The 10,484-nt window shown below is 62.9% G+C and carries 7 protein-coding genes and 1 tRNA gene; 6 read left to right on the top strand and 2 right to left on the bottom strand.

The window, feature by feature from the left end; translation table 11 throughout:
• Positions 1–60: 60 nt before the first annotated feature.
• Positions 61–540, top strand: a complete 480-nt coding sequence (locus FIU86_RS18710; protein WP_152476458.1) for a hypothetical protein — start codon at positions 61–63, stop codon at positions 538–540.
• 87 nt (positions 541–627) lie between these two features.
• Here the strand turns inward: FIU86_RS18710 and FIU86_RS18705 are convergent.
• Positions 628–714, bottom strand: a tRNA-Leu gene (locus tag FIU86_RS18705).
• A 148-nt stretch (positions 715–862) separates the two neighbouring features.
• Here FIU86_RS18705 and FIU86_RS18700 point away from each other — a divergent pair.
• Together FIU86_RS18700 and FIU86_RS18695 are read left to right on the top strand one after the other, a co-directional pair.
• Entirely contained in the window at positions 863–1,846 is a 984-nt protein-coding gene (locus FIU86_RS18700; protein ID WP_152476457.1) for a complex I NDUFA9 subunit family protein, read from the top strand.
• Positions 1,843–2,577, top strand: coding sequence for a hypothetical protein (locus FIU86_RS18695; protein WP_152476456.1), 735 nt, complete (start codon positions 1,843–1,845; stop codon positions 2,575–2,577). Before FIU86_RS18700 ends, FIU86_RS18695 begins: the two co-directional genes overlap by 4 nt.
• On the opposite strand, the gene FIU86_RS18690 is transcribed toward FIU86_RS18695, so the two are convergent.
• The gene (locus FIU86_RS18690) at positions 2,568–3,371 is read right to left on the bottom strand and encodes an undecaprenyl-diphosphate phosphatase (protein WP_152476455.1); all 804 of its coding nucleotides are present in this window, start codon (positions 3,369–3,371) and stop codon (positions 2,568–2,570) included. The genes FIU86_RS18695 and FIU86_RS18690 overlap by 10 nt on opposite strands.
• 220 nt (positions 3,372–3,591) lie before the next feature.
• Here FIU86_RS18690 and FIU86_RS18685 point away from each other — a divergent pair, with 220 nt between their 5' ends.
• From FIU86_RS18685 to mtgA, 3 genes are all read left to right on the top strand, one after another.
• Positions 3,592–5,028, top strand: a complete 1,437-nt coding sequence (locus FIU86_RS18685) for an NAD(P)-dependent oxidoreductase (RefSeq protein WP_172977556.1) — start codon at positions 3,592–3,594, stop codon at positions 5,026–5,028.
• A 65-nt stretch (positions 5,029–5,093) separates the two neighbouring features.
• Positions 5,094–9,626: a glutamate synthase large subunit gene (gltB, locus tag FIU86_RS18680; RefSeq protein ID WP_152476454.1), complete on the top strand. Its 4,533-nt coding sequence runs from the start codon at positions 5,094–5,096 to the stop codon at positions 9,624–9,626.
• A gap of 117 nt (positions 9,627–9,743) precedes the next feature.
• Positions 9,744–10,472 (top strand): monofunctional biosynthetic peptidoglycan transglycosylase, encoded by a 729-nt coding sequence (gene mtgA / locus FIU86_RS18675; protein WP_152476453.1) that lies wholly within the window; start codon positions 9,744–9,746, stop codon positions 10,470–10,472.
• Positions 10,473–10,484 lie beyond the last annotated feature (12 nt).

The raw sequence follows: 10,484 nt of genomic DNA, 5'->3' as shown, positions 1-10,484 counted from the left end.
AGGCGCTGGGCGCGAGAAGGCTTTCTAGAGCCTGGTAGGCGTTTCTCATGGCAGTGGTCCATGAACGGCGAAAAGGTCGCCAGCATTGATGTTCAGGCCGAACTAGGGCGCGTAAGTCTCATTTATCGCAGCAGGGCTTACGGAAATGAGTGGGAAAGCCACAACTACCCGGTTCGCTTGCTTTCTCAGTCATGCCATTTTGGGGGTGAGCGCAAATGGTTTGCGTACCCAGCGCTGGGATGCGGTCGACGCGTGGCAAAGCTCTACGGTGGCCGCATCTTCGCTTGCCGCCATTGTCATCAACTCGCCTACCCCTCGATACGTGAAGAAAGCTATCAACGTATGCATCGCCGCGCGGAGACTATTCGTGCGAAACTGGGTTGGGAAGCCGGTGCAGAGATTGGACCAAAGCCCAAAGGGATGCACTGGCAAACATTCGAAAGACTTACCGCGCAGATCGACGCGCTGGATGAGCGTAGCGATTTCGGGGTTTGGGAATCCTTCGCGCAGCGCTTTGGTCACCTAGTCGATACGCTATAGCAGAGGGCGTTGGGTGGACAAAAAGGTGGACACGCAAGGGGTCAGTTGAATTAAAATCAATTAAATCAATAATATGAGAGATTTAAATGGTGCCCAGGAGAGGACTCGAACCTCCACGTCCATACGGACACTAGCACCTGAAGCTAGCGCGTCTACCAATTCCGCCACCTGGGCAGGTGTCGTGGAGGCGCATTTAGACATCGCGCCAAGCCGTGTCAACGTGGATTCGTGCGGATAGTTCGCATTGGTCAATTCGCCTTGTCGATTTCCACCATCAGGTCTAGTAGAAAGAAACCCAAAGGCGCAGACGGGAGCACCAACCATGTCCAGGCTTGTCACCATTTACGGCGGATCGGGGTTTGTCGGGCGGTATATCGCGCGGCGGATGGCGCAGAAGGGCTGGCGTGTGCGGGTCGCGGTGCGCCGCCCGCACGAGGCGATCTTCGTGAAACCCTACGGCGTTGTCGGACAGGTCGCGCCTGTCGCCTGCAACCTGCGCGACGATGACAGCGTGCGTTCGGTGATGCACGGCGCGGATGCGGTGATCAACTGCGTCGGCACGTTCGACCGGCGCGGCAAGAACAATTTCGATGCCATCCAGGTCGAAGGCGCGCGCCGTGTGGCCAAGATGGCGTCCGAAATGGGCGTTGAGCGCATGGTGCAGATCTCGGCGATCGGCGCCGACACGGAGTCGCCCAGCATCTACGCCCAGACCAAGGCCAAGGGCGAAGAGGCCGTGCTGGAACACATGGCCGACGCCGTCATCCTGCGCCCCTCGGTGATTTTCGGCGCCGAGGACAACTTCTTTAACCGTTTTGCCGGCATGGCCCGAATCTCGCCGGTCCTGCCTGTCGTCGGCGCAAGCACGCGGTTCCAGCCGGTCTATGTCGACAACGTCGCAGAGGCCGCGGTAATGGGCGCTACGGGCGACGCCGCTCCCGGCATATACGAACTGGGCGGGCCCGACGTGCACACGTTCCGCGAGCTGATGCAAGAGATGCTGCGAGTCATTCGCCGCCGCCGCCTGATCATGAACATCCCCTTCGCGCTGGCCCGTCCGCTGGCCGCCGTGATGGACGGGGTGCAGTTTCTCAGCGGCGGTTTGATTCCGGCGCAGATCACGCGCGATCAGGTCGCCAGCCTCGGTCAGGACAACGTCGTGGCGGACGACGCCAAGGGTTTGGACGCGCTGGGCATCCGGCCCACGGCGATGGAGGCGGTTCTGTCCGACTACCTGTGGCGGTTCCGCCCGTCGGGTCAGTATTCGGACATAAAGGAATCGGCGCGCAACCTGCGCCAGGGATGATCCGGCGCGCGATATGGGCCGCGCTGTTGCTCGTCTCGTCGGCGCTTGCGGTCGGTGCCGAGCCGATACCGGAAAAGCAGGCGCAGCTTTTCGCCGATTTTGCGCGGGACGTCTCGGGGAATGATCCGCAGGTCATGGCCACCGCGCGCGACCTGATCGAAACGCCGCCCACCACGCTGGAGACGATCGGGTACTACGGCCTCGAAGACGCCCCGGCAGCGGAGCGGACGCTGCGCGGGATCATCAGCCTGCTCAATGCCCGCGGGCACATCCTGGGGTTTGAGGACAAGTACATCAACGAGATGCCGCTGGTGCTGGAACAGCAGGGTCTGGCGGACTTCGCAGGCGACCCGCAAAGGGATGTCATGGCCCTGTTTCCGGGTGAAATAGACTCTGAAACCGGACCGAGCGACACTCAATGGCGCGCCTTCCGCAAGGGCTTTGGCGGGCATGTCCGCGCGATCGAGGCGGCGATGGCGCGCAAGGGGCACGTGCTCCTGTCGCTGGATCTGCCGCTGGGCGACACGTTGCACCTGTGGTGCGCCTCGCCCGCGATGGCAGAGAAATGGCGCGGCCAGGTCCTGTACTTCGGGAGGAACACGCTCGACCGTCGGTATTTTTCCACCGTGACCGTTGCCGTGACAGATCCGGCCTGGGAGGACTACTGGGGCTTTCTGACCTATGCGCTGTTCATCCCCGAGCGCCATAGCGACCTGCCTGACTACGAATAAGCCACGACCAACAGCACGATCCCCAGCCCAATCCGGTAGATCACGTAAGGCGTGAAGGACACGCTGCGCAACAGCCGCATCATCAGGGTCAGAGCCAGCAGCGCCGAGACAAAGGCGAAGGCGGCAGCGATGGCGCTGTCCCGGATCAGCGCGACATTCGCAGTATAGACCGCCTCGGCGCCAAGCAACGTCCCGCTTTCGATGATCACCGGGATCGACATGAGCATCGATAGCCGCGCCGCGTCGGACCGGGCATAGCCCATGAACCGCGCGCCGGTGATCGTGATGCCAGAGCGGGACGTGCCCGGGATTAGCGCGATGGCCTGCCAGACGCCCATCACCATGGCGTCGCGCAGGGACCAGTCCGCGGTCGTACGGGTCGCCTCGCCCGCCTGGTCGGACCAGTAAAGCACGATGCCGAAGACCAGCATCGTCCAGCCGATCACGGCGATCGACCGCATGGCGTCGTCCAGCCCGGTTAATTTCAAAAGCACGCCGAAGGCCACCACAGGAATGGACGACACGATCAACAGAAACGCCAGTTTCGACCCTTCGGTATCGATCCGCCCCGACAGGGCGCGGGGCAGCCCGCCAAGCGCAAGCTTCACGTCCGACCAGAAATACAGGATCACGGCGAAAAGGGTGCCAACATGCACCGCCACGTCAATCGCCTGACCCTGGTCGTCCAGCCCGGTCAGGCCGGGCAGCAGGATCAGGTGGCCCGAGGACGATACCGGCAGAAACTCGGTGATTCCCTGGATCACGGCAACGAGGATCAGATGGAAAAGCGGCATGTGCGCGGCCCTGCTCGTGTCTTTTTTTCCTAGCTATACTGCATTCGAACTCAGAGGAAAGCGCACATTTATGTCCGGATCGGACCTAAGTTTTTGATCAAACTTGACGCGAAGCGGTGCCGAGGATAAAAATATCGCAATAAAGGTAAACTGTGCTGACTTTATTTTTCCGTGACCTTGCACTAAACCTTCGGAACCTAGGCGATCTTTGGAGAGAATCGTGGCAAAAACACCGATGCTGAAATTCGTGTCCGTCGAGCGGGACATGCCCACCAAGCGCGAAGCTGATGCGCGCCGGGAAGATTTCAACGAGATCTACGCGGAATACGCCGACGAAAAGGCCAAGGAGCAGTCTGGACGCTGCAGCCAATGTGGCGTGCCCTATTGCCAGAACCACTGTCCGCTGCACAACAATATCCCCGACTGGCTGCGCCTGACCGCCGAGGGGCGGTTGCAGGAGGCCTATGAAGTCAGCCAGGCCACCAACACATTCCCAGAGATCTGTGGCCGCATCTGCCCGCAGGACCGCCTGTGCGAAGGCAATTGCGTGATCGAGAAGTCCGGGCACGGCACCGTCACCATCGGCGCGGTCGAGAAATACATCACCGACACCGCATGGGAAGAAGGCTGGGTCCAGCCCATCGCGCCCATGCAAGAGCGCGAGGAAAGCGTTGGTATCATCGGTGCTGGCCCCGGCGGACTGGCGGCGGCGGACGTGCTGCGCAATGCCGGTGTGCAGGTCACGGTATATGACCGCTATGACCGCGCGGGTGGCTTGCTGACCTATGGCATCCCCGGCTTCAAGCTGGAAAAGCCCGTTGTCATGCGCCGTGTCGAACAGCTTGAAAAAGGCGGCGTCGAATTCGTGCTGAACTGCGACGTCGGTACCGACATCACCTTTGACGAGATCCGGCAGAAACACACTGCCGTCGTGATTGCCACCGGCGTCTACAAAAGCCGCGAACTGCCCGGCCCCGGCGCGGGCGCCGCGGGCATCGTGCGGGCCATCGACTATCTGACCGCGTCAAACCGCAAGAGCTTTGGCGATGACGTGCCAGAGTTCGAAAGTGGCGAGCTGAATGCAGAAGGCAAGCGCGTCATCGTGATCGGCGGCGGCGACACCGCGATGGACTGCGTGCGCACCGCGATCCGGCAGGGCGCCACCAGCGTCAAATGTCTCTATCGCCGCGACCGCGCCAATATGCCGGGCTCGCAACGCGAAGTGATGAACGCCGAGGAAGAAGGCGTGGAATTCGAGTGGCTTTCCGCCCCCAAGGCGTTTCACGGCGACCCGGTGACCTCCGTGAAAGTGCAGCAGATGCGCCTTGGCTCGCCCGACGCCACGGGCCGCCAAAGCCCGGAAGAGATCGAGGGCGCGGATTACGACGAACCCGCCGACCTGGTGATCAAGGCGCTGGGCTTCGAGGCCGAGGAACTCCCGACATTGTGGAATCAAGATGAACTGACCGTGACCCGCTGGGGCACCATCCGGGCCGAATTTACCAGCGGCAAGACCTCCCTGCCCGGCGTCTATGCAGTGGGCGACATCGTGCGCGGTGCCAGCCTGGTGGTCTGGGCCATCCGCGACGGGCGCGACGCCGCTGCGGCTATTCTCGAAGAGATGGACGCCGGTGCAACGGCTGTGGCAGCGGAATAAGCGTTGTCCGCCACGTTAGAGACTGTTTTCCGGGCCATGCCCGCACCCACTGAAGGGGTATAGCGATGACGAAATTCGATGAAAACTGGGCCGTTGCCGAAGAGGCCAAGCGCAACTGGATGGCCGAAAACGGCATGTACGCCCACGAGGAAGAGCATTCTTCCTGTGGTGTCGGCCTCGTGGTGTCCGTCAACGGCAAGGAAAGCCGCAAGGTGGTCGAGGCCGGCATCGACGCGCTCAAAGCCATCTGGCACCGCGGCGCTGTCGATGCCGATGGCAAGACCGGCGACGGGGCCGGCATCCATATCCAGATCCCCGCACCGTTTTTCTATGACCAGGTGCGCCGCACCGGCCACGAACCGCGCGAAGATCAACTTCTCGCCGTGGGCCAGGTCTTTCTGCCGCGGACCGATTTCGGGGCGCAGGAAACCTGCCGGACCATCGTGGAAACCGAAGTGCTGCGCATGGGCCACTATATCTACGGCTGGCGGCACGTGCCCGTAGATATCAGCGTGCTGGGTGAAAAGGCCAACGCGACCCGCCCCGAGATCGAGCAGATCCTGATCTCCAACGCCAAGAGCATCGACGAGGAAGACTTCGAGCGCGAGCTATACGTCATCCGCCGCCGGATCGAGAAAGCCGCCGCCGCCGCCGGTGTCGGGCAGCTTTATATCGCGTCACTGTCCTGCCGCAGCATCATCTACAAGGGCATGATGCTGGCCGAGCAGGTCGCGGAATTCTATCCCGACCTCAAGGACGAGCGGTTCAAGTCGAACTTCGCCATCTATCACCAGCGTTATTCCACCAACACCTTCCCGCAATGGTGGCTGGCGCAGCCCTTCCGCATGCTGGCCCATAACGGCGAGATCAACACGCTGAAGGGCAACACCAACTGGATGAAAAGCCACGAGATTCGCATGGCCTCGCAGTCCTTTGGCGAATTGGCCGATGACATCAAGCCGATCATCGCCCAAGGATCGTCGGATTCCGCCGCGTTAGACTCTGTTTTCGAGGTTTTGGTGCGCGCCGGTCGCTCTGCCCCCATGGCCAAAACCATGCTGGTCCCCGAAAGCTGGTCCAAGCAGGCCGAGGAACTGCCGCAGGCGTGGCGCGACATGTATTCCTACTGCAACTCGGTGATGGAGCCGTGGGATGGCCCCGCCGCGCTGGCCATGACAGATGGCCGCTGGGTTTGTGCCGGGCTCGACCGGAACGGATTGCGTCCGATGCGCTACGTGGTGACGGGCGATGGCCTCGTGATCGCCGGCTCCGAGGCCGGGATGGTCCCGATCGACGAGGCCACGGTGCGCGAAAAAGGCGCGCTGGGCCCGGGCCAGATGCTGGCCGTCGACACCCAGAAGGGCGTTCTCTACCACGACACCGAGATCAAGGACAAAATGGCCCGCGCCCTGCCCTTTGATGAATGGGTGGGCAAGATCACCGACCTCGATGAGCGCCTTGCCGGGGTGACCGAGACGGCGACCTGCGAAGGCACTGAGCTGCGCCGCCGCCAGATCGCCGCGGGCTATTCCGTCGAGGAACTGGAACAGGTGCTGGCGCCGATGGCCGAGGACGGCAAGGAGGCCGTGGCCAGCATGGGCGACGATACGCCAAGCGCGGTGCTGTCCAAGAAATACCGCCCGCTCAGTCACTATTTCCGCCAGAACTTCAGCCAGGTGACCAACCCGCCGATCGACAGCCTGCGCGAATTCCGCGTGATGAGCCTGAAGACCCGGTTCGGCAACCTCAAGAACGTGCTGGACGAGTCCAGCAGCCAGACCGAGATCATGGTGCTGGAAAGCCCCTTTGTCGGTAACGCGCAATGGCAGACCATGCTGGGTTGCCTGAACGCCGATGTCTGCGAGATCGACTGCACCTTCGAGGCCGGCACCGGAGCGCTACGCAACGGGCTGGAGCGTATCCGCGCCGAGGCCGAGGATGCCGTGCGCTCCGGCGCGGGGCATATCGTGCTGACCGATCAGGGCGTGAGCGAGACGCGCATCGCCATGCCGATGATCCTGGCCACCAGCGCCGTACACAGCCACCTGACGCGCAAGGGCCTGCGCACCTTCACCAGCCTCATGGTGCGGTCCGCCGAATGCATCGACCCGCATTACTTTGCCGTTCTGATCGGCGCGGGCGCGACCGTGGTCAACGCCTACCTCGCCGAGGACAGCCTGGCTGACCGGATCGAACGCGGTCTGTTGGATTGTTCCTTGACCGAGGCCGTGGCGCGCTATCGCCTCGCCATCGACCAGGGCCTGCTGAAGATCATGTCGAAGATGGGCATCAGTGTCATCTCGTCCTATCGCGGCGGTCTGAATTTCGAGGCTGTGGGCCTTTCCCGCGCCATGTGCGCCGAGTATTTCCCGGGCCTTGTCAGCCGGATTTCCGGCATCGGCGTCAGCGGCATCCAGGCCAAGCTGGAGGAAATCCACGCGACAGCCTTCCGCGGTGGCAAGCACGTGCTGCCCATCGGCGGCTTCTACAAGTCGCGCAAATCGGGCGAAACCCACGCCTGGGGCGCGCAGACGATGCACATGATGCAGATGGCCTGCAACAAGGCCAGCTTCGAGTTGTGGAAACGCTACAGCCAGGCGATGCAGGCCAACCCGCCCATTCACCTGCGCGACCTGATGGCGATCAAGCCCATGGGCGAGACCGTGCCGCTGGAAGAGGTGGAAAGCGTCACCGCGATCCGCAAACGCTTCGTCACGCCGGGCATGTCGCTGGGGGCGCTTTCCCCCGAGGCGCACAAGACCCTGAACGTCGCCATGAACCGCATCGGCGCACGGTCCGACTCGGGCGAAGGCGGCGAGGATCCGGCGCATTTCGTGCCCGAACCCAACGGCGACAACCCGTCGGCCAAAATCAAGCAGGTCGCCTCGGGCCGGTTCGGTGTAACGGCGGAATACCTCAACCAATGCGAAGAGCTGGAAATCAAGGTCGCCCAGGGCGCCAAGCCCGGTGAGGGCGGGCAGCTTCCGGGCATGAAGGTGACCAAACTGATCGCGCGTCTGCGCCACTCGACCGAGGGTGTGACCCTGATTTCGCCGCCGCCGCACCACGACATCTACTCGATCGAGGATCTGGCGCAGTTGATCTATGACCTGAAACAGATCAACCCGACCGTGAAGGTCTGCGTCAAGCTGGTGTCGCAATCCGGCGTCGGCACCATCGCCGCCGGTGTCGCCAAGGCCAAGGCCGACGTGATCCTGATTTCGGGGCACAATGGCGGCACGGGCGCGTCCCCCGCCACGTCGATCAAATATGCCGGCCTGCCATGGGAAATGGGCCTGACCGAGGCGCACCAAGTTCTGTCGATGAACAACCTGCGCAGCCGCATCACCCTGCGGACCGACGGCGGGCTGCGCACCGGGCGCGACATCGTCATGGCCGCGATGATGGGGGCCGAGGAATACGGTATCGGCACCGCCGCCCTGATCGCCATGGGCTGCATCATGGTGCGCCAGTGCCAGTCCAACACCTGCCCCGTGGGCGTGTGTACCCAGGACGAGTCGCTGCGCGAAAAGTTCACCGGCAATGCCGACAAGGTGGTGAACCTGATCACCTTCTACGCGCAGGAAGTGCGCGAGGTGCTGGCCAGTATCGGCGCGCGCAGCCTCGATGACGTGATCGGACGTGCCGATCTGCTGACCCAGGTCAGCCGCGGCTCGGCGCATCTGGATGATCTGGACCTCAACCCGATGCTGATCACCGTTGATGGGGCACAGCACATCACCTATGACCGCAACAAGCCGCGCAACGAGGTGCCCGATACGCTGGACGCCGAGATCGTGCGGGATGCCGCGCGGTTCCTCAACGATGGCGAGAAGATGCAGCTTCACTATGCCGTGCAGAACACGCACCGCACCGTGGGCACCCGCGTCAGCAGCCATATCGTCCGCAACTTCGGCATGCGCAACGCGTTGCAGCCCGATCACCTGACCGTCAAGCTGACCGGCAGCGCGGGACAGTCCCTGGGCGCCTTCGCGGCACCGGGGCTGAAGATCGAGGTGTCGGGCGACGCCAATGACTATGTCGGCAAGGGTCTGTCGGGCGGCACTATCGTGGTGCGCCCCCCGATGGTCAGCCCGCTTGAGGCCGCCGATAATACCATCATCGGCAACACTGTCCTTTACGGCGCGACCGAAGGGTACCTCTTTGCCGCGGGCCGCGCGGGCGAACGATTTGCCGTTCGCAACTCCGGCGCCAAGGTTGTGATAGAAGGCTGCGGCAGCAACGGCTGCGAATACATGACCGGCGGCATGGCCGTGATCCTTGGCTCCGTTGGTGCGAACTTCGCCGCCGGCATGACCGGCGGCATGGCTTTCCTCTATGATCCCGAAGGCGACACCGACAAGCTGATCAACCGCGAGTCGGTCGTCACCTGCCCGGTAACAGAACTGCACTGGCTGACCCAGCTCAAGACCCTGATCGAGCGTCATGGCGAGGAAACCGGCAGCCGCCGCGCCGCCGAGATCCTGCAATACTGGGAGGCCGAAAAGGACAAGTTCGTGCAGGTCTGCCCCAAGGAAATGCTGGGCAAGCTGGAACACCCCATCGGCATCGAGGACAACGCCGTTCCGGCGGAATAGGGTCTGAAACATACGTCGGCTGGGGGGATGCAAGCCATGCCCCCGGCCGGGATACCTTGGACCGGAAGAAACTGTCGATTGACCATCGGACCCCGGTTTGCACTATTGCGGACAGCGATGGCCAAGAAACAGAGCAGCAGAAAATCCAAGCCCTCGGTGATGGATCGGATCGCCGCACCCGTCCTGTGGGCGCGGGTCTGGATCGTGCGCGTGTTCCTGATTGTCGTGGTCATCGTCTGCGGCACGGTCCTGGCGCATCGCTGGTTTGCTCCACCCGACACGCTCTACATGAAGCAGGAGGCCTTTCGCCTTAGCGAGATCCGGCACCAGTGGGTGCCGCTGAACGACGTCGCTCCCGTGATGGCGCGGTCTTTGGTGGCGGCCGAGGACGCCAATTTCTGCCTGCACTGGGGCTTTGACATGAACGCCATCCGCGACGCTCTGGAAGACGGCAGCGGGCGGGGCGCCTCGACCCTCAGCCAGCAGGTGGTCAAGAATGTCTATCTCTGGCACGGGCGCAGCTGGACCCGCAAGGCGCTCGAAGCCGCGCTGACCCCGGTGGTCGAGCTCTTCTGGTCAAAGCGGCGGATCATCGAGGTCTACCTCAACGTGGCCGAGTTCGACGAGGGAATCTTCGGCATCGACGCCGCCGCGCGTCACTATTTCGACGTGGCCCCGGATGCGCTGAGCGACGTGCAGGCCGCCCGGCTGGCGGCCATCCTGCCCAACCCCAAGGGCCGCTCCGCGTCTCAGCCCAGCGGCGCCACCCGCAAGCGTGCCGCCGGTATTATGGACGGGGCGGCCACGATTCGCCGTGATGGGCGCGCGGCGTGTTTCGAGGATTGAAATGAGCGCGGT

The organism is Roseovarius sp. THAF9, assembly GCF_009363715.1.
Lineage (GTDB): Bacteria > Pseudomonadota > Alphaproteobacteria > Rhodobacterales > Rhodobacteraceae > Roseovarius.
This window is presented reverse-complemented; position numbering and strand designations above follow the sequence as displayed.

Bases quoted from the DNA above. Each gene is read 5' to 3' on its own strand.
- FIU86_RS18710 (WP_152476458.1), top strand. From the start codon at position 61: ATGAACGGCGAAAAGGTCGCCAGCATTGATGTTCAGGCCGAACTAGGG.
- FIU86_RS18700 (WP_152476457.1), top strand. From the start codon at position 863: ATGTCCAGGCTTGTCACCATTTACGGCGGATCGGGGTTTGTCGGGCGG.
- FIU86_RS18695 (WP_152476456.1), top strand. From the start codon at position 1,843: ATGATCCGGCGCGCGATATGGGCCGCGCTGTTGCTCGTCTCGTCGGCG.
- FIU86_RS18690 (WP_152476455.1), bottom strand. From the start codon at position 3,371: ATGCCGCTTTTCCATCTGATCCTCGTTGCCGTGATCCAGGGAATCACC.
- gltB (WP_152476454.1), top strand. From the start codon at position 5,094: ATGACGAAATTCGATGAAAACTGGGCCGTTGCCGAAGAGGCCAAGCGC.
- mtgA (WP_152476453.1), top strand. From the start codon at position 9,744: ATGGCCAAGAAACAGAGCAGCAGAAAATCCAAGCCCTCGGTGATGGAT.